Annotated in this window: 26 protein-coding genes and 1 tRNA gene; 17 read left to right on the top strand and 10 right to left on the bottom strand. The window is 37.4% G+C overall.

All coding sequences use genetic code 11. The features are described 5' to 3' along the window. The first annotated feature begins 56 nt into the window (after positions 1-56). Both FA584_RS11955 and FA584_RS11950 read left to right on the top strand, forming a co-directional pair. Positions 57-503, top strand: coding sequence for a hypothetical protein (locus FA584_RS11955; protein WP_167749587.1), 447 nt, complete (start codon positions 57-59; stop codon positions 501-503). 23 nt (positions 504-526) lie between these two features. Continuing rightward, complete coding sequence (locus FA584_RS11950) at positions 527-1,033, top strand: flavodoxin (RefSeq protein ID WP_167749586.1); 507 nt, start codon at positions 527-529, stop codon at positions 1,031-1,033. 133 nt (positions 1,034-1,166) lie between these two features. Here FA584_RS11950 and FA584_RS11945 read toward each other — a convergent pair whose 3' ends face one another. Genes FA584_RS11945 through FA584_RS11935 form a run of 3 tightly spaced genes read right to left on the bottom strand, consistent with a single transcriptional unit; the run spans position 1,167 to position 3,881 of the window. Next, positions 1,167-1,682, bottom strand: a complete 516-nt coding sequence (locus FA584_RS11945; protein ID WP_167749585.1) for a DUF1007 family protein — start codon at positions 1,680-1,682, stop codon at positions 1,167-1,169. Positions 1,683-1,691: 9 nt separating this feature from the next. Next, positions 1,692-3,131, bottom strand: a complete 1,440-nt coding sequence (locus FA584_RS11940) for a nickel/cobalt transporter (protein WP_167749584.1) — start codon at positions 3,129-3,131, stop codon at positions 1,692-1,694. A 3-nt stretch (positions 3,132-3,134) separates the two neighbouring features. Further along, positions 3,135-3,881, bottom strand: a complete 747-nt coding sequence (locus tag FA584_RS11935) for a nickel/cobalt transporter (protein WP_167749583.1) — start codon at positions 3,879-3,881, stop codon at positions 3,135-3,137. A 161-nt stretch (positions 3,882-4,042) separates the two neighbouring features. Between FA584_RS11935 and FA584_RS11930 the strand changes: the two genes are divergently transcribed. Genes FA584_RS11930 through FA584_RS11925 form a run of 3 tightly spaced genes read left to right on the top strand, consistent with a single transcriptional unit; the run spans position 4,043 to position 5,497 of the window. Further along, positions 4,043-4,348, top strand: coding sequence for a DUF2325 domain-containing protein (locus FA584_RS11930; RefSeq protein WP_096047396.1), 306 nt, complete (start codon positions 4,043-4,045; stop codon positions 4,346-4,348). A 14-nt stretch (positions 4,349-4,362) separates the two neighbouring features. After that, positions 4,363-4,707, top strand: coding sequence for a hypothetical protein (locus tag FA584_RS14545; protein WP_228448566.1), 345 nt, complete (start codon positions 4,363-4,365; stop codon positions 4,705-4,707). A gap of 10 nt (positions 4,708-4,717) precedes the next feature. Then, positions 4,718-5,497, top strand: coding sequence for an Opr family porin (locus tag FA584_RS11925; RefSeq protein ID WP_245394671.1), 780 nt, complete (start codon positions 4,718-4,720; stop codon positions 5,495-5,497). Between the two features lie 32 nt (positions 5,498-5,529). Here the strand turns inward: FA584_RS11925 and FA584_RS11920 are convergent, their stop codons facing one another. From FA584_RS11920 to FA584_RS11910, 3 genes are all read right to left on the bottom strand, one after another. Beyond that, a complete protein-coding gene (locus tag FA584_RS11920; protein WP_228447995.1) occupies positions 5,530-6,174 on the bottom strand; it encodes a cytidylate kinase-like family protein in 645 nt (214 codons plus the stop codon). Between the two features lie 180 nt (positions 6,175-6,354). Beyond that, positions 6,355-6,430 (bottom strand) — tRNA-Ala (locus tag FA584_RS11915). Positions 6,431-6,473: 43 nt separating this feature from the next. Further along, on the bottom strand, positions 6,474-6,980 hold the full coding sequence (locus FA584_RS11910) for a J domain-containing protein (protein WP_167749582.1): 507 nt from the start codon (positions 6,978-6,980) through the stop codon (positions 6,474-6,476). 170 nt (positions 6,981-7,150) lie between these two features. On the opposite strand from FA584_RS11910, the gene FA584_RS11905 reads away from it, so the two are divergent. The 7 genes from FA584_RS11905 (at position 7,151) to FA584_RS11875 (ending at position 13,836) form a co-directional block, all read left to right on the top strand. Continuing rightward, entirely contained in the window at positions 7,151-7,537 is a 387-nt protein-coding gene (locus tag FA584_RS11905) for a response regulator (RefSeq protein WP_087439406.1), read from the top strand. Between the two features lies 1 nt (position 7,538). Then, the gene (locus FA584_RS11900; protein ID WP_087439405.1) at positions 7,539-8,042 is read left to right on the top strand and encodes a chemotaxis protein CheW; all 504 of its coding nucleotides are present in this window, start codon (positions 7,539-7,541) and stop codon (positions 8,040-8,042) included. Positions 8,043-8,045: 3 nt separating this feature from the next. Continuing rightward, positions 8,046-10,031: a methyl-accepting chemotaxis protein gene (locus FA584_RS11895; RefSeq protein WP_167749581.1), complete on the top strand. Its 1,986-nt coding sequence runs from the start codon at positions 8,046-8,048 to the stop codon at positions 10,029-10,031. Positions 10,032-10,094: 63 nt separating this feature from the next. After that, positions 10,095-10,364, top strand: coding sequence for a hypothetical protein (locus FA584_RS11890; RefSeq protein ID WP_167749580.1), 270 nt, complete (start codon positions 10,095-10,097; stop codon positions 10,362-10,364). After that, positions 10,357-12,387, top strand: coding sequence for a chemotaxis protein CheA (locus tag FA584_RS11885; RefSeq protein WP_167749579.1), 2,031 nt, complete (start codon positions 10,357-10,359; stop codon positions 12,385-12,387). The genes FA584_RS11890 and FA584_RS11885 overlap by 8 nt, the downstream gene beginning before the upstream one ends. Then, positions 12,387-13,205, top strand: a complete 819-nt coding sequence (locus FA584_RS11880; RefSeq protein ID WP_167749578.1) for a CheR family methyltransferase — start codon at positions 12,387-12,389, stop codon at positions 13,203-13,205. Before FA584_RS11885 ends, FA584_RS11880 begins: the two co-directional genes overlap by 1 nt. A gap of 1 nt (position 13,206) precedes the next feature. Beyond that, positions 13,207-13,836 (top strand): sensor histidine kinase, encoded by a 630-nt coding sequence (locus FA584_RS11875; RefSeq protein ID WP_167749577.1) that lies wholly within the window; start codon positions 13,207-13,209, stop codon positions 13,834-13,836. 14 nt (positions 13,837-13,850) lie between these two features. On the opposite strand, the gene FA584_RS14745 is transcribed toward FA584_RS11875, so the two are convergent. Genes FA584_RS14745 through FA584_RS11860 form a run of 3 tightly spaced genes read right to left on the bottom strand, consistent with a single transcriptional unit; the run spans position 13,851 to position 14,699 of the window. Further along, positions 13,851-14,129, bottom strand: coding sequence for a transposase family protein (locus FA584_RS14745; RefSeq protein ID WP_167749576.1), 279 nt, complete (start codon positions 14,127-14,129; stop codon positions 13,851-13,853). Beyond that, complete coding sequence (locus FA584_RS14930) at positions 14,089-14,316, bottom strand: transposase family protein (protein ID WP_167749575.1); 228 nt, start codon at positions 14,314-14,316, stop codon at positions 14,089-14,091. Before FA584_RS14930 ends, FA584_RS14745 begins: the two co-directional genes overlap by 41 nt. Continuing rightward, the gene (locus FA584_RS11860; protein WP_025343414.1) at positions 14,238-14,699 is read right to left on the bottom strand and encodes a transposase family protein; all 462 of its coding nucleotides are present in this window, start codon (positions 14,697-14,699) and stop codon (positions 14,238-14,240) included. Before FA584_RS11860 ends, FA584_RS14930 begins: the two co-directional genes overlap by 79 nt. Positions 14,700-14,786: 87 nt before the next feature. Between FA584_RS11860 and FA584_RS11855 the strand changes: the two genes are divergently transcribed. From FA584_RS11855 to FA584_RS11835, 5 genes are read left to right on the top strand one after another with little or no spacing between them, the layout of a single operon-like run. After that, positions 14,787-15,020, top strand: a complete 234-nt coding sequence (locus FA584_RS11855) for an ATP-binding protein (protein ID WP_167749574.1) — start codon at positions 14,787-14,789, stop codon at positions 15,018-15,020. Then, positions 15,020-15,493, top strand: coding sequence for a chemotaxis protein CheD (locus FA584_RS11850; RefSeq protein WP_167749573.1), 474 nt, complete (start codon positions 15,020-15,022; stop codon positions 15,491-15,493). The genes FA584_RS11855 and FA584_RS11850 overlap by 1 nt, the downstream gene beginning before the upstream one ends. Continuing rightward, positions 15,486-16,511 (top strand): protein-glutamate methylesterase/protein-glutamine glutaminase, encoded by a 1,026-nt coding sequence (locus FA584_RS11845; protein WP_167749572.1) that lies wholly within the window; start codon positions 15,486-15,488, stop codon positions 16,509-16,511. Before FA584_RS11850 ends, FA584_RS11845 begins: the two co-directional genes overlap by 8 nt. Before the next feature lie 9 nt (positions 16,512-16,520). Continuing rightward, on the top strand, positions 16,521-18,029 hold the full coding sequence (locus FA584_RS11840) for a PAS domain-containing sensor histidine kinase (RefSeq protein WP_167749571.1): 1,509 nt from the start codon (positions 16,521-16,523) through the stop codon (positions 18,027-18,029). A 3-nt stretch (positions 18,030-18,032) separates the two neighbouring features. After that, complete coding sequence (locus tag FA584_RS11835; protein WP_167749570.1) at positions 18,033-19,331, top strand: response regulator; 1,299 nt, start codon at positions 18,033-18,035, stop codon at positions 19,329-19,331. A 34-nt stretch (positions 19,332-19,365) separates the two neighbouring features. Here FA584_RS11835 and FA584_RS11830 read toward each other — a convergent pair whose 3' ends face one another. Beyond that, on the bottom strand, positions 19,366-20,325 hold the full coding sequence (locus FA584_RS11830; RefSeq protein WP_228448565.1) for a GGDEF domain-containing protein: 960 nt from the start codon (positions 20,323-20,325) through the stop codon (positions 19,366-19,368). Between the last annotated feature and the right edge of the window lie 27 nt (positions 20,326-20,352).

The raw sequence follows: 20,352 nt of genomic DNA, 5'->3' as shown, positions 1-20,352 counted from the left end.
GATATTGACTTATTATTTGAAAACGGTTATCATTATGAAAAATTAAAAGGTAAAAAATGTCTGAAGCGTATTCAACCCTAAATGAAATAAGTCGTCGTTTTGATAAAGACGATTTGGCATTGCTCGCAAAACATCCCGATTTGTGTTTCACGATCAATAGTTATGAACTCTTTACGCACCATGTTTTTAATCGTGTCAAACGTCAAAATCCTGATAAAGAAATTCGGCAAGAGGAAAAGTGCATTGTGATTCAAAGTGAAGAGAGTGCTGAGTCATTACACTTATATCCGACATGGAAAACGATTGAGCAACGTGCAGACCTTGAAGCACGTGAAGAGATCAACCATGCGATTGATTTACTCGCCTCATTTGAGTGCAAGCACATTTATCTGCTTTTCCCACGCAGTGAAAATTTCAGGAAACATGTGCCTATTCGTAGTCCAAAGCTTGATGCCTTAGCCATTGAGTACACTTTAAAATTAGTACCTTATACTATCTATTAAATCTTACAAAGGAGAATGCATTTATGAAAATAGCTATTTTTTATGGAAGCACCAATGGTAATACTGCCGATGTTGCTTTGAAAATTCAAAAACGTTTAAATACAGATATTTACGATGTGGGAAAGCTCAAAAATGGAGATGATCTTGCCAAATATGATCTACTCATTTTAGGCACATCAACATGGTATGATGGTGATTTACAAGATGATTGGGAGAGCTTTATGAGTTCTTTAAAAGCAACCGACATACATGGTAAAACCGTAGCGCTTTTTGGTTTAGGTGATCAAGAAGGTTACGGGAGTGATTATGTCAGTGGTATGCGCTTGATTTACGATGTAGTGGTTGAAAAAGGAGCTAACGTCATTGGTGCATGGGCAGATGAGGGGTACTCGTATGAGAGTTCAGCTTCTGTTATAGATGGAAAATTTGTGGGACTCGCACTGGATGAAGACAATCAAAGTGAACTGACCGATGGGCGCATAGCACTATGGTGCGATCAATTAGAAGCTTCTTTGAAGGTGAGTGCATGAGTATCTTATATCCAAAACCTCAAACGGTTAAACCTACGGAAGAAAAGCATGAAAAAAGTGCGAAAGAGCGTCTGCTTTTTTGCAAATGTACATGCTAAATCAACAAAGGGAAGGACACTCCTTCTCTTTGACATTATTCTTGAACCATCACCTTATAGGCGTAGTAAAAATCGGCATCATACCCTTCAATTTTACACTTAACGGGTTCTTTACATGTAAGCCACTCATTTTTTAAAATGAGCGCTACATACATCTCCGCATCGTAAAAACGCAGTTCGTATTTTTTCAGTTTTGGTTTGGGAATGGCGAAGGTATAGATGAGTTTTTTGTTTTCAAAAGAGGCTGTGAATTCGATGATACGTTTAAGGTCAAACTCATCTTTCCCATCGGACATATGGATAAAATAACTGTAAGGCTCTAACGTTCTAAAGTGATCTTTTTCCATAAAAGCAACTTCGTCAGGGTCGAGCTTTTTGTTTTTATTTTTGTCGTAATCGTCCATGAGCATGGCAGAAGTCATCTCATCAAAGCTCCATATGATAATGATCTTTTCAGGCAAAACTTGCACTTGGGTATCAATAAAAATATGCGGATGTGCCACTAAAAAAGTGTTAAGACAACAGATGAAAAAAATGAAGCGAGTAAACACAACCACTCCTTAAGCAATCAATAAAATAAAGCCAAGAATCAGCATAATACTAAGACTGATGCTCTCACTGTAAATGAGAATTTTTGGGCTTTTGGTTTGAAAACGATTTTTGGTAAAGACCGAAGCAATCGCTGTTATAGCGATGACGCTACTCATCCCTAAACTCATGCTAAGAGCGGCTAAAAAACCTAGAAGGTACGCTCCCGTATTGAGTGCAAAAATAAAGATCGTAATCGTTCCCGGGCACGGAATGACTCCAGCGCTTAAAACTACGCCCCAATCGGTACTTTGCGACTTTGGTGAACAGGCGGAGCATTTACATGTAAAAGGGTGTTCGGAAAATGAGACGATTTTGGGAGTCTGTTTAAACGACCTCATTGCTTTGATTTTTTGCCAACCTAAATAACCCGCAATGGCAATAATCATCAGCGCTGAGAGTTTCGTCGCATAGTACGTCACGTTGGTAAAAAAAGCATTAAAGAAGAGATCAAAAAGTCCGTAAATGACGAGTGTGAGCAAAAAAGCGGCAAACGTATGCACAATGCCAATGAGTGCAGCCATGCTCAATGCTTTGGTGTAGCGATGATCTGAGGCAAACAGATAAGAGCTGACCAAGGCTTTACCGTGTCCAGGACCTGCGGCATGAAGCAGACCGTATAAAAAGGAAGTTCCTAAAAAAAGTGCGTAGGCTAAGAGTGTCCCTTTCTCTTTAAGATCGGTGATGGCTTCTTGAATGTTCTGCTGCATATGGGTTAATCGTGATTGAAGCCATGACATAGGGGCTGGAAGCTCTTTGGGTTGTTCTATCACAGGAGGTATCGCCGCTTCTTTAGCCGGCATGATGGGCGCGGTGATATTTGCCTCCGCTGGCATGCCCGTGGTAATTTTGGTAAAAGCAATATGGTTAAAAATATTGAATTCCATAGTAAAAGGTTTTTCTATCGTATAGGTCACATTGTGCACTAAAAATTTAAAATACTCTTCCTTGTCTTCGGTCACAAAGGAGAGTTCATCGCCTGCTGTCACTGCTTGATTGACCTCGGTGGTGAAACGAAAAATGAGCGTGTCACCGTCTAAAAAGAGATTTTTTGTTTTTACATGTAAAGGTATTTTTTTTACATCGTCTTGATTAGGTCGCGCTGCACTGAGGTATTCGATGGTTGTTAGGTAATGGCGCTTTGCGATGTAATTTTCCAAAATAATTTTGATGCGCTCTAGCTCTTTGGGATCGAGTTTGTTATTGTGATTTTCATCGTAACGTGCTAAGAGAGTATTGATGAAATCTTGTGTAAATGTCCATTCAAAGGTAATGGTTTCAACTTTTGAAGGCGTTCCGTTCATTGTAATGATAACGGTAGCCGATGGGGTGTATAAAGCACACAATGCACAGGCAAAAAGGTTGTAAGGAAGGGCAAGCATCAAAAAGGCTAAGAGAAACTTTCGAAGCATGCTTTAAAAAGCTCTGGTTGAAACTGGGTTGAGCAAAAACAATAGTCCCAGTCCTATAACGATGAGAACACCCAAAAGGCGCAATGTCCAGAACCAACGTGGCTGAGCGATAACAGGTTTCGTCTTTTGCATGACATTGACCAATAAACCTGCAAGCGAAATGGTAAGTCCCATACCAAGGCTCATAAAGATGGCAGCGATCATTCCTATAGTAATATGCCCTAACGTAATGGCAAAAAAGCAAAGGGTAATAACGCCAGGGCAAGGAACGACACCGGCTAATACAACGACCCCAAAACGGCTTTTTTGTGGGCGAACACTCTCTTTTGTCATTGTGCGTGAGCGCCAAACATCGTAAAGTAACCAGCATCCCATGAGGACAATCAGTGCACCTGAAATTTGAAACAGAGGTGGATTGACTTGACGAAAAAATTTCATCGCACTGATTTGAATCAGATACGTTGCCGCCAGTGTCACCACAAGGGCTGAAAGCGCATGAACGATGGCGATTAAAAAGCCTATTTGAAAAACATGCGCACGTTTAGTTGGGTTGGCTAAAAGATAACCCGCAACAAGTGCTTTGCCATGACCTGGACCAATGGCATGCACCACACCATAACCAAAAGAGAGCAGAAAAATAAGCAACATAGGCATTAGATTTCCATCGTCAATGGCTCGGAAATGAGAAGAAAGTTCGGTATTGAAATAGTGGTTTGCTTCAGCAAAACTGATAGCGAGGGATGAAAGCATGTGAGTCTCCAAAATAAGTAAAGGTTATTGTACAGAAGCGTCATTGTGAAAAAGATAAATAAGTTTTTTTAGTTCATTATTTGATATTTATTATCAAATTTAAAAGAAATTAAGCAAAGATACTCTATTATTTCAATAACAATTATCAAAAAGGAGAAAGGATGTCAGTACTTGTCATAGGTGGAGATAAAATTGATTCGATAGCGTCGGTATTGCAAGATTTCTCTTTTGAGAAAATCACACATTGGGATGCGCGAAATCCTTCTGTCGTGAAAAAAGATATTCCGCAAGATGTTCATCTGGTCATCATGTTGACGAATTTTCTAAATCACAATGCGATGAATAAATTTAAAAGCGAGGCAAAACGAAAGGCCATTGAATTTATCTGTGCAAAGCGCAGTGAAAGTTCTGTCTTTTGTGAGCTTTGTAAAAAATACAGCCCAAATGGTTGTATGTTCGAAAAATAAAAAGGAGTTAATAGATGCAATTACGTTATTCACATATGATTATGGCGATGGTTTTAGGAAGTAGTTTAAGTATCGCAAGCGAGGCTACCAATTTGGAAGAGGTTTTTACACAAGGCAAAATAGAAGGTACTCTTGGTTGGTTTGGGCAATCTAATAATGCCAAAGGTACCACTGCGGATAGTGGTTTTTCAAATGGATATTTAAATGTGGGGTTTGAGACAGCACCATTATACGGCGTTAGTTTAGGCGTTTCTGGATGGGGTACTGTCAAAACCAGTGCCAGTGAAAAAAACGACGGTGATTATAAAAATGCTATAGCCGATCAAAAGTGTCCTTTCTCAAGCTTACATCAAGATTGAGCATGATGGTATGGGAAAAGTCGTTCTTGGTCGCCAAGCAGTGGATTTTAATTGGTTGACCGATTATATCGAGGGTGCGACATTTGAATTTAAAGGCATTGAAAGTCTTGTTTTCAATATGGCATGGGCACGTAAATACTCGGTTGTGGACATCGATGAAGTTTCTGAAGCGTTTAGTAAACTTAATAATAACAATGGCATCTATATGTTAGATCTCAAATACACGCCGATTGAAGCGCTGGAACTCAATCCTTATCTTTATTATGGCGATAATCTTTTGAGTGCTTACGGTCTTAAAGCGACCGTGACCTTAGAGCCAAGTGAAGCGTTTAAAACGATTACCATGGCGCATTATGTAACGATTAACAGTGATGTTGTAGGCACGTTGGATGGTTCTTTTGCTCAAGTAGAACAAGGTGTTGACTTTTTGGGTGCGAAATTAGCGCTTGGGTATATTAAAGTGAATAAAGATGGCATGGCAGGGCTTGGGGAGTTTGGCGATCAATTACCTTTTGAAGAGCACAATCATACGTTTGATAAAGATGCTAAAACACCTTATATAAGTGCAGCATATGAAATTGAAGGCATTAAGCTGGGTGCCATTTACGGTAGCACAAGCTATTTAGATGAAACTTCAGGGGATAAAATCAGAGAGAAAGAGCTTAACTTGACTATTGGATATGAGATCATCAAAAACCTTGAAGCTTCGATGATTTATGCCAATATTGATAACGACAACAACGATGAAAGCTATAATGCCATTAAAGCGCATATCGCCTATAAGTTTTAAAATATGAAAAGATAGAGAGAGTTGTGGTCTCTCTATCTTGAATCTAAAAGAGGGCTATGAGTGTTTAATATCTGTGCAATGAGCTCTATACTGAAGTCAATCCCTAGTTTGCTTGTATTCATACAAAGATCGTATTGTGTGGCATCACTCCATGATTTTCCTGTGAGTAATTGATGGTAACGAGCGCGTTCATCATCGCTTTGCTCCAGCATTTTATGTGCTTCAATATTTGAAAGATGGTATAACGCTTTAATGCGTTTTTGACGAAATTGACTTTCTGCGTGTAAAAAAATACTGATATGATTTGGATTGTCGCGCAAAATATGTGAGCCACATCTTCCTATAATAATGGCAGAACGATCTTTGGCAATACCTTTAATAATTTCAGATTCAACTTTAAAAATAGCCTCTTCTGTGGGAACAAAAACTTGTGGTGGCAGATAAACATCGGGGCTGCAAATGCTAGATTGTAAGAAGGATTGCCAAAAAGAGGGTACTTTTTCATCACGTGATTCTAGATCTTCTTCAAGCATGGAAAATTCTTTAGCTGCTTGAGAGATGATTTCTCGGTCAACATAACTAAAATTAAGTTTTTTCGCCAATTGTTGCCCAACATAAGCACCACCACTACCTATTTGGCGACTAATAGTGATGATTTTATGGGATGTATTTTCCATTTTTATAATCTCCTCAAAAATGAATGCCAGTGCACTAATTGCTTAAGTATACTCCTCTATAGCCTATAAAAAAAATAAAAAGTGTAGAAATGAAATTTGCCAAATGAGCTGAAAGAAGAAGGGTTCAATGACTTGTTCAGCGTGCATAAAGAGGTATATTTGAGAAAATGACTTGAAGAATGGTGGAGTGTAGGGGGATCGAACCCCTGACCTCAACGCTGCCAGCGTTGCGCTCTCCCAGCTGAGCTAACACCCCAAAAAGAGACATGATTGTAACCAAGCAAAGCTTAAGAAAAGCTCTAAGCAGCTATTTTTTTACGCTTTTGTTCTTTAATAGTTTCGTAGGCTTCTTGGATTTGTTGAAACTTCTCAACAGATGAGGTATCTTGGTGATCTGGATGATATATTTTGGCGAGGCAGAGATATTTCTTACGAATGGTTTGTAAACTTTCTGTTTGTGAAACTTCGAGAATTTTATAGTATTTATCCAGAGTATATGGTTGATGTATAATCATTTTTTTTACGACTTTTTTGACGACTTTGATAGGTTTATCGTACATTGCGACAAGTTTTTGTAAAAATACCAAGTTTTGGGATTGTGAGGCACGAGCACATGTGTAGTATAAAGAAGTCAGAAATTCTTTTCTTTTTTTTGCTTCTTTTGGTGTCGAAAAATTAATGAGTGTATCATTGACCCAAAAAGATTTAGTAAATTTTTGGGACAACGTTTGGTTTACATGTAAAAAGTATGGTGAGTATTCAGAGATATTAATCGTGATGCAATCAGAACTCAGATGCAAACGCATATGTTTTCCTTTTTAATAAGCAATCTACGTCACCTTAAGCAAAAGAAGTTCCTTTTTTAATAGTTATTTTAAGATTAGAGGATTTCTGTAATGTTTTGATTCTAAATGTTAATTATTTTTTAATTTCCATTCATGTATAGTTAAGTAAATGTCATAGGCAAGGAGATTTTGTGAGTAAACGTGTAATTTTGGTCGATGATTCTAAAACAATTTTGGCGACTGCTGAGATGGCACTTGAAGATATGATAGGAAAAGGGATTATCGAATTTGCAACGTATCTTAATCCTGCCGAGCTTTTAGAGGCGCTTCTTGGAGGTGCTGAAAATTACGACCTTCTCATTAGTGATATTAATATGGCTCAGATGAGTGGGCTTGACCTTTCAGAGCAGTTAAAATCCCATGAAAAATTTAAAAATAGACCTATACTTATTTTAACTACAGAGAGTTCCCCTGAAATGAAGGCAAGAGGTAAATCCATCGGTGTAACAGGCTGGATGGTAAAACCTTTTAGTGATGAAAAGCTTGTAAAAGCTATAACGATGGTATTAGGACTCTAAAATGGAAGAGAACAAGATCAAAGGTGTTGGGCGAGTGGCAAATCGATTTCTTACTTTCTATCTTGAAGAGGAGATTTATGGTGTCAAGATCTCCGATGTCAAAGAAATTATTGCGATGATGAAGACAACGCCTGTGCCTAAAACACCCAGATTTATCAAAGGGGTCATGAATTTACGAGGTAATATTATTCCTGTCGTGGATATGCGTGTTAAGTTTGATATGCCAGAAGTTGAACCACAGATGTATACGGCTATTGTTATCATCACCATTGAGGGTAAAAATATTGGTTTTATTGTCGATAAAGTCGAGGAAGTGGTTAATGTAGATGATGAAAATATCTCTCCTCCACCAGAATTTGGTTCCAATATAGATACAAGATTCATTGAAAATATGGCTAAACAGAAAAATAAAGTCGTGATGATACTTGATTTAGTGGCACTTTTTGGTGAAGAAGAGTTGAGTTTAGTTCAAAATTTAAGTAAAACAATCAGTGATAAAGGATAGAAAATGGGCAGCAATATGACGTTAGGAAAGAGAATTACGATTGGCTTTAGCATTTTAGTATTTATCACTGTGGTGTTAGGTATTATAGGTGTTGTTAACATGCGCAATGCGGCAAGCGGGGCTGAAAAACTCTCAAATGTTTATGTCCCAGGAGTAGATGTTGCCTCTAACATCTTTAAAACAGCCAATGAAATACGTTACGACATGCGCGCATTTGTTTTAAATGATGATGAAACCGTTCTTGTCAATGTTAAGAAAAATTTCGCAGAACTTAAAAAATACCTTTCCCAAGCAGAAGAGCTTGGTAAAAAAAATAACCTTAAAGAATTGTTACAGGAAGAGAAATCTGCTTCAAAATCATTAGATGAATACCAAACATGGACAGAGCAAAGTGAAAAAACCTTAGCAAAAAAGAAAATATTAGATTTAGCTATGGTTGATAATGCAGCTATTTTTATAAAAAGTACCGTAGCCTATGTTGATTCTCAGCAAGAACAACTTAAGCAAGATTTAGAGGATAAAGCGGATAAGACAAAACTTTGGGATCGATATGAAAAAATAGCTTCAATTAACAATGTGATATCAATTGCTACCGAAGCAAGAATCGCGGGGCAAAGAGCACAAGTGAAGAATGATGTTTCTTTGTTGGAGACAGCTGTTGGTAAATTTGAGAGTATCTATAAAAATATTGCACAAATGAGAGCTACAACAGTGCGCCCCGTTAACTTGGAACAACTTAAAAATATTGAAGCTTCTGCGAAAGCCTATGAAAGTGCACTTAAAGGTTTTATAAGTATTATGCAAGAATCATCCAATCAAGGCAAAAATTTAGTCAGAATATCCATTGATGTGTTAAATTCTGCCGAAGCTGTTCAAGATTTGGGACTTAAAAATGTAAAAGATATCTCTAATGAGTCAAATAGTTCATTAAGTGTTGCTTCTTGGATCATGATTGTTGGGTTGATTGTAGCATTGATTATTAGCTCGATTGTTGCATTATTTATTATCAGAAGTATTGTTAAAATAGTTACAGATGCAGTGAAATCACTTTCTGAGGGAACCACTCAAGTGGTGAGCGCCAGCGAGCAAATTAGCTCAGCTTCGGTTTCCTTAGCGGAAGGAGCGAGTTCTCAGGCGAGTAGCGTAGAAGAGGTCAGCGCCACTATTGAAGAAGCTACTGCTAGTAATAATCAAAATGCTGATAATTCACGAGAAGCTAATATTTTGGCACAACACTCCAATGATGCTGCGAAAGTCGGTAACCATAGGGTGATAGAACTTATGAGTGCGATGGAGCAAATCACCGCTTCTTCTCAAAAAATAGCCAAAATTATCAAAACAATTGATGAAATAGCTTTCCAAACCAATCTTTTGGCACTCAATGCTGCCGTTGAGGCTGCACGTGCGGGTGAACATGGACTTGGCTTTGCCGTAGTTGCAGAAGAAGTGAAAAACCTCGCAGAGAGAAGTGCTGGGGCTGCTAAAGAGATTACTGGCATTATTGAAGCGAGTATCGATCAAGTGAAAGCTGGAACCGAAGTTGCCAATAAAACCAAAGAGTCTTTTGAAGATATTTTAAATGGTATTAAAAAGACTTCAGATCTTATTGGAGAGATTGCTATTTCTGCTAAAGAGCAAGCAGAAGGAATGAATCAAATTGCCACGGCAATGGGTTCAGTAGATCAAATCACACAACAAAATGCTTCAGCTTCCGAAGAGACAGCCGCTGCAGCGGAAGAACTAAATGCTCAAGCGCTTTCTATGCTTGATAATGTCTCAGAATTAGCATTGCTCGCAGGGTTTGATATGGGAAAAGAAAATCGCGCTCCTTCGAATATCAAAAGAATTTCAACTCCGAGTATAACTCCTAAACGACTTTCGATGTCGACAACGAGTAAAAAGCCTATAAGTAAGCCGTCATCCACAACTTCACGACGCACTAATGAAGATGTTTTTCCTCTAGAAGAAAGCGATCTCAAGGAATTTTAGAACAAATCTTCACAAGGAGATGAAACAATCTCCTTGTAAAAAGCTTGTAGTAAAGGTTTTGATATGTGTATTGATGGTGATATCTTAGAATTAGATATAGAGATGGATTTAGAAGAGGTCAAAGCATTGCAAGTATTTGTCAAAGATAGGCTTGGTTATATCGAAGAGATTTCACTGCTTCGTTCAGGAACGGGCTTACCTACCACTTCGGCTCTTTTTTCACTTCTTTTTTGTATGAAGAAGGTTAAGCCTTCTCTTAAAATAGATTTTATGAATACCCTCTCTTTAGATTTAGAAAGTTTTGGAATGATGTATTGGAATACGCATGAGTAAAGAAAAATTAAAACAGATATTTATTGAAGAGGCCACTGAGATTATCGAAAAAATGGATATTGATATTCTTAATTTTGAAGAATCTCCGAGTGATAAAGGGCTTTTGAATGAGATATTTAGAGGGGTCCATACGCTCAAGGGAAGTGCCAATGCGTTTAACTTTTCCCGCCTTGGAGAATTTGTTCATCACTTTGAAGATGTATTAGATTTTTTCAGAAGTAGTGATGTAGCTCCTAATGCTAGTCATGTCGACGTTTTTTTAGAGGGCGTTACGGTTATTAAAGAGACGCTTGTTTATGAAGTTGAAGATCAAAGTGGCACCCCTAATGGCTATGAAGCATGTTTAGAAAAGATACGTAATATTATTTTACATGTAAAGAGTCAAGAAGAACCCAAAAGCGTTACATCTAATGATTTAGCTTTAGAATTTGGAAATGATGATTTTGAGATGACTCCTCAAAAAAAAGAGAATGAAGAAGAATTTTTCAGTGCTTTACAAAAAGATGAAAAGCTTTTCAAAATTACACTTAAACTCGATACAGATATTTATTTACGTGGCTTTGACCATTTTTTATTTTTCAAAAACCTTTTACATGTAGGGAGAATCCTCTCCTCTTTTTGGCAGATACCGCAATGCGATGACCTTGAGTCTTTCAATGCTGAAAATAATGAAATCAAAGAAGTGACGGTTTATCTTGCAAGTCTTAAAATGGTTGAAGATATTGCAGATGTATTTGCTTTTTTAGAAACGGAAGAGTTTGAAGTAATGCTCGTTTCTCCTCATCAAAAAGAGGTGGAAGTTTTCAAAAATGAAGAAAAAATTGAAGTGAAAGAAGAGATAAAAGAAGAAAAGAGCAAAACCGTTGTAGCACAAAAAAGTTTTTTAAAGATAGATTCCCAAAAACTTGATGAATTGTTTGACTCTATTGGTGAGTTGGTTATTGCCCAAAACTATCTTGGAGAAAACAGTAAAATCAAGGCAGTCAAAGATGCTGAAGTAACGAAAACCATTGAAAATCTCTCAAAAATTACCAAATTAATTCAAAATCGTGTGATGGGGCTGAGGATGATCCCTATTCGCGACACCTTTGAAAAGATGAAAAGAGTGGCGAGAGATTCATCCAAAAAAGTCAATAAACCCATTCATCTTGTACTGGAAGGGGAAGATACCGAAATTGACAAGACAATGGTAGAAGCCCTCTCCGACCCACTCATTCATATTATTCGAAATTCCATTGACCATGGCATTGAAAGTACGCCTGCGGATAGACTAAAAGCAGGTAAAGAGGAAGAAGGCGTTGTAACACTGAGTGCATATCATAAAGGGGGCAATATCATTATTGAGGTGCGCGATGATGGCAGAGGTATTAATAAACAAAAAGTGTATCAAAAAGCTTTAGAACGAGGTATTATCAATGCAAGTGATGAGCTGAGTGACGCACAAGTTTATGGGCTTATTATGCAACCTGGCTTCTCAACTGCCGATACCATTAGCGATCTTTCTGGTCGAGGAGTAGGGCTTGATGTGGTACGTAATGCCATTGAGGGTGTACGAGGTAAAATCGACATTGTCTCCGCTGAGGGAAAAGGGAGTACCTTTTCGATTGTTTTACCTCTAACGTTGGCAATTATTGATGGAATGATCGTGCGATGTTCGGATAAAATTTATATTATTCCGACCCTTTCCATCATAGAATCTTTTAGACCACAACAAGAATCCGTACATATTGCTGGTGGTAAAGAAGAGTTTGTACAATTGCGTTCTGAACTATTACCGATTATAAGATTAGCCCGCGCCTTAGAACTTGAACACACTTCTCCAAATCCTTGGGAGTCAACTTTGGTATGCATTGAAAATGACAAAGGCAAATTTGCCCTTTTAGTAGATGAACTGGTTGGTCGACAACAGGTCGTTATTAAAACATTAGGCAAGTTTTTTGCTAAAACTGAGGGTGTCAGTGGCGGAGCTGTCATGGGAAACGGTGAAGTTGCTCTGATTTTAAATGTAGAAGAACTGTACTAATGGAGCGGCTCACTCTCAGTAAAAAAGAGTTTGAGCTATTTAGACATTATATTTATGAGCACATTGGTATTTCATTAGGGGCTCAAAAAATTTATTTAGTGCAAGCGCGACTCGCCAAAAGGGTTAAGCTGCTGCATCTTAATGATTTTAGCGAGTATTACAACATTTTAGTGAATGATAAAACTGGACATGAGCTTGAATACCTTTGTTCTTTAATCTCGACAAATGTGACGTCCTTTTTTAGAGAATCGAAGCAGTGGGAGTTTTGGAAAAATAATCTATCAACCATGATGGAGAAGAAAAATAATAAGCTTCGCATTTGGTCTGCTGCATGCTCTACAGGGGAAGAACCTTACAGTATTGCTATGTTTTTAGAAGAAAATGCTCCCAATATTGATATAAAGATTTTAGCGACCGATGTTTCACCTCGGGTTTTAAAAGAAGCCAGTGGTGGCATTTACAGTGAAAAAGCCGTAGAATCATTAGGAAATATTTATCTCAACAAGTATTTTAATAAAGTACACCATAACGAGAATAGCGTTTACACAATCGATGAAAAAATCAAACGTCATATCGTTTTTCGAGGATTTAATCTTGTAACGGGTAATTACGATATTTTTAAAGAAAAAAAATTTGATATCATTTTTTGTCGTAATGTCATGATCTATTTTGACAAACCAACACAAGCGACCTTGGTACAAAAATTTTACAACATGTTGCAACCAGGTGGATATCTTTTTATCGGAAGTTCTGAAGCCTTGACCGATATAAAAACAGGATTTAAATCCAGAAGTGCTTCAATTTATCAAAAGGTATAACATGGCTGAAAACATGAGCGATAAGGCATTACTTGACGAGATAGAAAGACGGTTTGAGCAAAAAAATACGATGCTTGAAGAGTTAGAGTTTACCACCAAAAAGTTGTACGACCTCAATGAAAAACTCAAAGAAAATGACTCGGTCAAAGGAGAGTTTTTATCGCTGATTAAAAACGTGTTTAACAATCCTATAAGTTCACTCCTTAACCTCTCTTCGATGATGCAAAAAAACGAAGATTCCCCCAAGACAGAAAAAATCAAAAGTTTTTTAAATACAGAACTCCTCAAACTCAACTTTCAACTTACCAATATTTTCACTGCTGCTGAAATTGAAGCAGGAGAGATAGGCAGTTATTTTAGTGAAGTTGATGTGCAAAAGCTATTTGATGAAGTGTTGAGCTTATTTGTGTACTTGATAGAAGAAAAATCCTTGGTAGTAGAATCACACATTGACTTGAAAGAGACCATTATTAGTGATACAAAAAAACTTCATTGTATTTTTTCTAATATCATTTCAAATGCCTGTGAGTACTCTTTTAGAGGCAAAAAAATCACCGTTAAAGTAGACATTCAAGGCAAAAATCTTGTCATTGCTATCACCAATATCGGTGATGTCATTTTAAAAGAGTAGACATCTTGCAAAACTCATTTGTATTCCACAGCAAAACCACGGTCAAAGTTGATTAATCCACATATCAAATTAAAGCGTAGATTGAATCGTTTTCTTCTGTTTCTGTATTTTTGGGTGAGTATCTGAAATGTTTTGATTTTAGCATTCACATGTTCAACACATATTCTAGCACTTGCTTTTTGTCTGTTTTCCTCTTTTTGCTCCTCACTCAAAGGATGAAGTTTGGAGGCTTTATGGGGAATTTGACAATGGCTATGTTCTTTGGCAATACCCAGATATCCCCAAATCAACATAAACACAGGTCTTGGGCATCAAGGGGAGATTAGATTCTTGAAACAGTCTAAAATCATGTGTCGTACCTTTAGCGGTATGCACACACATAATCCTCTCCTCTTTATCAATCACAATCTGTCCTTTAAGGGTATGACGCTTTTGCTTACCTGAGTAGTACTCTCTTTGCTTTTTTTGGGTCTTTGACAAGGCGTTTCTGTCGCATCAATGACAACAAAAGAGAGGGCAACATCACTTTTATAGAGTTCTCTCTTGCTTGGCAATGAAAATCTACCAGACTTAATCAACACTTCTTCTACTTCACATACAATCCTTGAAGCCGTTGATTCACTCACACCATAATCAAATCCAATATGTTCAAGGGTGCGATACTCACGATAATAGCCAAGCATCAAAAGTACTTTATTTTCTGGTGAAAGAGATCTCCTCCCTCCTACACCTAATCCTTTTTTACGATTCTCATCGTATTGCCTAAACACCTCTATCATTGCGTTAAATGTCTCTTCATTAACGCCAATATGGCGCTTAAAATCTTTGGGTTTATGCTTTTGCATTTGTTCATATTTTTTCATGCCTCTTGCCAAGCATTTTTAGTGCCTTTTATTTGAGTTTTGCAAGATGTCTAGTATAAAAAAGAAGTCTTTAATCGCTTCAAAAAAGTGGATAAAAAAAGCAAAGCACGAGAATCTGTTGAGGGCCTTGGCTTAGGGCTCAGTGTTGTTAATGCTCTTGTTGATTCATTGGATGGTGAGATAGATTATGAATCGAGTGAAGAGGGAACGACTTTTACGGTTGTATTGAAGCTGCAAGATAAAAATGCTGCGGAAGCACTCTTGGGTGAAGGTGGTAATGAGTTTATGTTTGATGATTTTGATGATATGAAAGAGTTTTAATGTTGCCAAGAAAGTTTATCCATGTAGGAGAGATTTTTGTTGCCATCAATCCCACAGAAATCGTCACAGTCTTAGGCTCTTGTGTTGGAGTCTGCTTGTACGACAAAGTGCAAATGATTGGTGGAATGAATCACTATCTTTTACCACTATGGAATGGCAATGGATTGGAGAGTCCAAAATTTGGCAATATCTCTATTCCTAAGATGATAGAAAATATGGAAAATATTGGATGTTCAAGGCGCAACATGGAAGCGAAAATCTTCGGAGGAGCAAATATCCATAAAACCAACACCGAAGGGCAGATGATAGGGCAAAAAAATATCATGATTGCCAAGGAGATTTTGAAGCAATATACTATTCCTATCAAAGCCGAAGATACGGGCGGAAATAATGGCAGACGCATCATGATGGTAAGTGATGCTAACAGAATCATCCTCAAATATGTACAAAATGAGATAATGGACAATGATTAGGGTTTTAATCGTCGATGATAGTGCCACAGCGAGGCATATTTTACGGGAAATTTTAGAGAGCGATAAACGTATTGAAGTCGTAGGACTTGCTGCTGACGCTTTTATTGCACGTGATATGATACTTGAGCTCAAGCCTAATGTGATTTGTTTAGATGTTGAGATGCCACGTATGGATGGTGTGACCTTTTTACAAAAACTGATGACACATTTTCCTACTCCTGTGGTCATGGTGTCGTCTTTGACGCGTAAAAGTGCTCAAGTGACACTCGATGCTCTTGAAGCAGGGGCGGTTGACTATGTTGCAAAACCTCACTCCAATATCTATGATGGCAAAGATGAAATTCGTGATGAACTCATCCAAAAAGTTATCGATGCTTCGTATGCAAGGGTGCAAAAAGTTGTTCCTCGCACTTCCATTCTCACTAACCGCCTGAGCATTGCAGAGACGACCAATAAAGTTATTGCTATTGGCTCTAGCACGGGAGGAACAGAAGCGCTTAAAGTTGTTCTTCAAGGGATGCCTAAAAACTCACCGGCTATCATCATCGTTCAGCATATGCCAGATAGTTTTATAGGGCCATTTGCCTCAAGGCTTGATTCACTCTGTGAAATTGATGTTAAAGTAGCTAAAAATGGAGATTTCTTAGCGATGGGTACGGCTTACATTGCACAAGGTGGATTGCATATGGTACTGCGTCGTTCAGGCGCAAGGTACTTTGTTGAAATTGGTTCAGGGCAAAAAGTGAGTGGACATTGTCCAAGTGTGGATGTGTTGTTTAACTCTGTTGCAAAAGTTGCAGGTGGAAATGCACTTGGTGTTATCTTAACAGGCATGGGCAGTGATGGTGCAAAAGGTATGTTCAATATGCACCAAGCGGGAGCCAAAACTATTGCTCAGTCTGAAGAGACCTGTGTTGTCTTTGGCATGCCCAAAGAGGCGATCAAGCTAGGGGCTGTTGATTCTGTAGTGCCGCTTGGTGAGATTAGCAGTGTTGTTGTCTCAAAACTATCACATTAGCGCTTAAATATGAAACATATTTTTTACGAAGCAAATCAATTATCAGCACTTATCATCGGAGATATAGCCCAAGATGAGGATTTTGTAGGCCTTGCTCGCAATATTTGTAAATCTTTACATGTAAGTGTATCTGCCCCCCAAATTCAAAAAATGGTTTTAGAAAGTAAAATTGACCTTATCTTTGGAACACTTTCATGCCAAGGCGTTTCGTACCTTAAAGTGCTTCAAGAGATTAAGCAAATCAATCCTAAAATGGAAGTCATTCTCTTTTTAAAAGTGGCAGATGTGGATTATTTGTATGATGCACTTGCCCTTAAATGTAGCAGATATTTGTATATGAAAGAGGAAGAAGAACATCTTTTTAAACATTTCAAAGATGGCCTTGATGTCATTTCGCATAAAGATATTTTTCTTAAAGATACGCAATATTTTAATGTTCTTATCGAGTCATCGGTCGTTTCGCAGTCCGATATAAAAGGCAATGTCACTTATATCAACGATAATTTTACCAAAGTGACTGGTTATACCAAAGAAGAGATACTAGGCAAAAATCATCGTATTCTAAGACATCCCGCTAATGGACCAGAGATATTTAAAGATATGTGGGGGACGATTACCCAAGGTAAAGTTTGGAGAGAGAGGGTTCTCAATAAAAATAAAGATGGCAGTGACTTTTGGGCAGATACTATCATCATTCCTTTTAAAGATGAAAAATCAGGTGAAATTATTCAATACATTGCGATTAGGCGCGATATCACACAGATGCTAGAAGAACGTCGTGCCATTCAAGCCCGTGAGATAAAAGCTAATGAGCAAACAAAGCTTTCTGAAGCAAAAGACTCCTTTTTAATTCTCTTCACCCATGAACTGAAAACTCCCCTTAATGCCATCATTAATTTTTCACAGTATTTGTATAAAAACATGCACCGTATAGAAGAAATCCCTAAAGAAAAACGGATTCATCTATTGGAGCAAATTTACAAAAGTGCTTCTATGATGTTGGAAAATGTGACAAGTATTTTGGATCTCAGTAAACTTAGAAACCATAAAATCAATTATACCTATACGCTTTTTAACCTCAAAGAGAGCATTCAAGATGTCATCGATAAACATGAGGCATTAGCGTTGGAAAATAAAAAAGAGATTGTATTTCAAGATGATGGAATTGAATCTTACATCAGTAGTGACGAATTTAGGTTTAAACAAATCATTGCTAATATACTCTCTAATGCCATCAAGTATGGCAATTCTTCCGTAGAAGTTTTTTTACTCAGTGATAAAGATAAGATAGAGATTATTGTAGAAGATGACGGTAAAGGTATTAGTGACAAAGAGGGTGTTTTTGAACTTTATGAGCAAAGTGCTGGAGGCAATACCAATATGGAGAAAAAAGGTACGGGCATTGGGCTTAATTTTGTCAAATTGCTCTGTGCAGATCTTGGCTTTAGCTGTGTCATCGAAGATTCTCTCTCTTTGGGTGGGGCAAAATTTATTGTAACGAAAAAATTGAAGGATTAAAAAATGGTTAAAGTACTTATCGTTGACGACAATGACAACAACAGACTGACACTCAATCTTCTTCTAGAAGATATAGCAGGCGTAGAAGTCTGTGAAGCAGAAGATGGTCAAGTAGCAGTTGAAATGTGTGTAAGACAAAACTTTGACCTTATTTTTATGGATATCATGATGCCCAACATGGATGGGTTTGAAGCAACCAAACTTATCAAACAACTCCAAAAAAATTGTATGATCATTGCACTTAGCGCACTTGATGATCAAACTTCTAAAAACAAAATGCTCTCTTTGGGGGCTGAGGATTATCTGACTAAGCCTGTTGATGCAGAATTATTTAATACAAGGGTTAGACATTATCTTCGCATTATTGCACTGCGAAATAAAGAAACCTCCACGACTTCGCAAGTGCTTAATCCCTTTGATGCTAAGGTGTATAGCAGAAGTACTACCTTTAGAATTGACAAAGAAGAGGCTTTGGGTGAGTTTTGGGACTATTGGCTTAAGGGTGAAAAAAATATCATTGATCTAAGCGATTGTGTGCGATTAATCTATGGTTTTGGATTGTGGTTGCTCAAAAATGAGCAATCTTTTACAATCGTGATGGAAGAAAGCAGTGATAAAGTCTACATGATGCTTCTTCATCAAGGAGCAATTAAAAGTATCGTCATTAAAAATCTTTTACTCAAACATTTTGCCCAAGCTAAATATATCCTATCTAAAGAGATGCTTTCTTTTCAATTAGATATGGATATCAAATCAAGTGTTGAGGTTAAAAAAGAGAGTGTGGAAGTTAGTGCAGAAGCCAAAAAGATACTCGCAAAAACCCATGATAATGCACTTTGTGCTACAGAATACATCGAAAATACAGCCATTTCATTTATGGGTAAAATCGATGGGCTTGAATCCATCAATGATGAAACAGATAAGGCAATTTTAGATTTTGAACGCTCTCCTAGTAAACGCACAGCGCTGATTATTTGTGATAATTTCCAAGAGTATGCGGATGTTTTAGAGGAGTTAGTGGATTTTGCTCATCTAGGATTTGCGATACAAACATTGATAAATTTTCTCACAACTTTAACCGAAGATCAATTTGAAGATACCAAAGTCAAAAAACTTTCTTCTATGCTTTTGAATCTTCTTCATGATCTTGCTTCTTGGCGGGAAAATGTCTTTATCACTCAAGTAGCTCGCGATGTCCACTATCTTGATGCATCATTGCTCTCTTCTTGTATCCAAGTTGAAGCTATTTTTGAAGATAAAAGTGCAGACGTTAGTGGAGATGATGAAATAGAATTCTTTTAATAACTTTAAATTTAACAAGCTTAATTTATCTATATTAAAATATTTTAAAGTTATTTCTTCCTGATTCTTTAGCCAGATAGAGTGCTAGGTCAGCATTTTTAATCAGTTGATTAAAGTCTTTTCCTGAGTCTGGGAAGAGACTAATGCCTATGCTCATGGTAATATGAATATCTAAATGATGTATCCTAATGGGTTGTTGGATTGCATCAATCAGTTTTTGAGCAATATTTTCTAATGCTTTAATTTCTTCTATTTCATCAATAAGAATAATAAATTCATCCCCTCCAAAACGTGCAACTGTATCTGATTTACGCGTAGCGAGAAGGAGTGTTTTTGCCACATGAATGAGGATCATATCGCCAACATCATGGCCCATTGAGTCATTAATCTCTTTAAAATTATCCAGATCCAAGAAGAGTACTCCGAATTTTTTGCCACTGTATTGATTATTTTCCACCAAAAGTTGAAGTCTTTGATTGAGCAGTGTACGATTCGCCAAAGAGGTTAAGTGGTCATAATGCGCTTGTTTATAAATGATGTCTTTTTGCTTAATAAGTTTACTTTTTGCGGTTTCGAGTTTTCGAATGGTTGCATTGGCAATTTTAACCGCTTTCGCCAATTCTTCACTTTCTTTATGGCAGCGTGATTTTTCTTCCATTAATCCCGTTTGATCATAAATTAGGATCGTTACTTGCTTTGTTTCAAGGTTGTATGGCATGATGGTAACATCTTGTTGCATAAACTCAAAAATAGATTTTGTTGTCATAGAGTTTTTCACGGGGAAAAGGTAGTCATTGGAATCTGCTGTAAAAAAAGAGGGGCTGTTCAGTGTCAAAGCAGCTTTGATGTGACGTTTGAGCGATTTTAATCGCTCTGAAGTTAATTCAAATAACGAGAGTAGATTTTTTCCTATAATATGCTCAGCTTCAACATTATTGTGAACGGCAAACCACTTATTAATGTAGTAGATGTTGAGATCTGTATCAACCGTCAAGATACCCAATTGATAGAGTCAATTATT

This window comes from Sulfurospirillum diekertiae (assembly GCF_011769985.2).
GTDB lineage: Bacteria > Campylobacterota > Campylobacteria > Campylobacterales > Sulfurospirillaceae > Sulfurospirillum > Sulfurospirillum diekertiae.
This window is presented reverse-complemented; position numbering and strand designations above follow the sequence as displayed.

Bases quoted from the DNA above. Each gene is read 5' to 3' on its own strand.
- FA584_RS11955 (WP_167749587.1), top strand. From the start codon at position 57: ATGTCTGAAGCGTATTCAACCCTAAATGAAATAAGTCGTCGTTTTGAT.
- FA584_RS11950 (WP_167749586.1), top strand. From the start codon at position 527: ATGAAAATAGCTATTTTTTATGGAAGCACCAATGGTAATACTGCCGAT.
- FA584_RS11940 (WP_167749584.1), bottom strand. From the start codon at position 3,131: ATGCTTCGAAAGTTTCTCTTAGCCTTTTTGATGCTTGCCCTTCCTTAC.
- FA584_RS11935 (WP_167749583.1), bottom strand. From the start codon at position 3,881: ATGCTTTCATCCCTCGCTATCAGTTTTGCTGAAGCAAACCACTATTTC.
- FA584_RS11930 (WP_096047396.1), top strand. From the start codon at position 4,043: ATGTCAGTACTTGTCATAGGTGGAGATAAAATTGATTCGATAGCGTCG.
- FA584_RS14545 (WP_228448566.1), top strand. From the start codon at position 4,363: ATGCAATTACGTTATTCACATATGATTATGGCGATGGTTTTAGGAAGT.
- FA584_RS11925 (WP_245394671.1), top strand. From the start codon at position 4,718: ATGGGAAAAGTCGTTCTTGGTCGCCAAGCAGTGGATTTTAATTGGTTG.
- FA584_RS11920 (WP_228447995.1), bottom strand. From the start codon at position 6,174: ATGGAAAATACATCCCATAAAATCATCACTATTAGTCGCCAAATAGGT.
- FA584_RS11910 (WP_167749582.1), bottom strand. From the start codon at position 6,980: ATGCGTTTGCATCTGAGTTCTGATTGCATCACGATTAATATCTCTGAA.
- FA584_RS11900 (WP_087439405.1), top strand. From the start codon at position 7,539: ATGGAAGAGAACAAGATCAAAGGTGTTGGGCGAGTGGCAAATCGATTT.
- FA584_RS11895 (WP_167749581.1), top strand. From the start codon at position 8,046: ATGGGCAGCAATATGACGTTAGGAAAGAGAATTACGATTGGCTTTAGC.
- FA584_RS11890 (WP_167749580.1), top strand. From the start codon at position 10,095: ATGTGTATTGATGGTGATATCTTAGAATTAGATATAGAGATGGATTTA.
- FA584_RS11885 (WP_167749579.1), top strand. From the start codon at position 10,357: ATGAGTAAAGAAAAATTAAAACAGATATTTATTGAAGAGGCCACTGAG.
- FA584_RS11880 (WP_167749578.1), top strand. From the start codon at position 12,387: ATGGAGCGGCTCACTCTCAGTAAAAAAGAGTTTGAGCTATTTAGACAT.
- FA584_RS11875 (WP_167749577.1), top strand. From the start codon at position 13,207: ATGGCTGAAAACATGAGCGATAAGGCATTACTTGACGAGATAGAAAGA.
- FA584_RS14745 (WP_167749576.1), bottom strand. From the start codon at position 14,129: ATGTTGATTTGGGGATATCTGGGTATTGCCAAAGAACATAGCCATTGT.
- FA584_RS11860 (WP_025343414.1), bottom strand. From the start codon at position 14,699: ATGAAAAAATATGAACAAATGCAAAAGCATAAACCCAAAGATTTTAAG.
- FA584_RS11850 (WP_167749573.1), top strand. From the start codon at position 15,020: ATGTTGCCAAGAAAGTTTATCCATGTAGGAGAGATTTTTGTTGCCATC.
- FA584_RS11845 (WP_167749572.1), top strand. From the start codon at position 15,486: ATGATTAGGGTTTTAATCGTCGATGATAGTGCCACAGCGAGGCATATT.
- FA584_RS11840 (WP_167749571.1), top strand. From the start codon at position 16,521: ATGAAACATATTTTTTACGAAGCAAATCAATTATCAGCACTTATCATC.
- FA584_RS11835 (WP_167749570.1), top strand. From the start codon at position 18,033: ATGGTTAAAGTACTTATCGTTGACGACAATGACAACAACAGACTGACA.